This window comes from Parendozoicomonas verongulae, from assembly GCF_009711465.1.
In the GTDB taxonomy this organism is placed as follows: Bacteria; Pseudomonadota; Gammaproteobacteria; order Pseudomonadales; family Endozoicomonadaceae; genus Sansalvadorimonas; species Sansalvadorimonas verongulae.
Map to the genome: position 1 here is coordinate 1 of NZ_SMME01000185.1, position 340 is coordinate 340.

Genomic DNA, 340 nt, shown 5'->3' on the forward strand with positions numbered 1-340 from the left:
CTCCTCCTCGGTATTACACCCTCAGTGCGCACCAAACCACCTACCGTATCCGTAGTCGGGATGTGATAGACCATTGGAATGAACGCCTGTCGGAACTCCCTTTGCAGCTTGAATGTCAGGACTGCCAACACAGTGAAATTCCTGTGCAGGACATGCTGCCCCACGCTAAAGGCCATTGGCTGGTCTGTGAGCTCTGTCAGCAGTTCAAACCGGGGGCTGGCCCGCTTGATGTGCGTCGCAGAATGTTTGAAAGCCATACTCAGAGCCAGTGCCAGTATTTCAGGGGGCAGGTAGCAGCGCCCCCTTTGACAGATGAATCAGTGACAGTTCTGCGTTTTAT

Annotated in this window: 1 protein-coding gene; it reads left to right on the top strand. The window is 53.8% G+C overall.

Annotation, left to right across the window (positions count from 1 at the left end; translation table 11 throughout):
• A partial coding sequence (locus E1189_RS22125) for a hypothetical protein (protein ID WP_196220817.1) occupies positions 1–340 on the top strand: 340 nt, incomplete at both ends.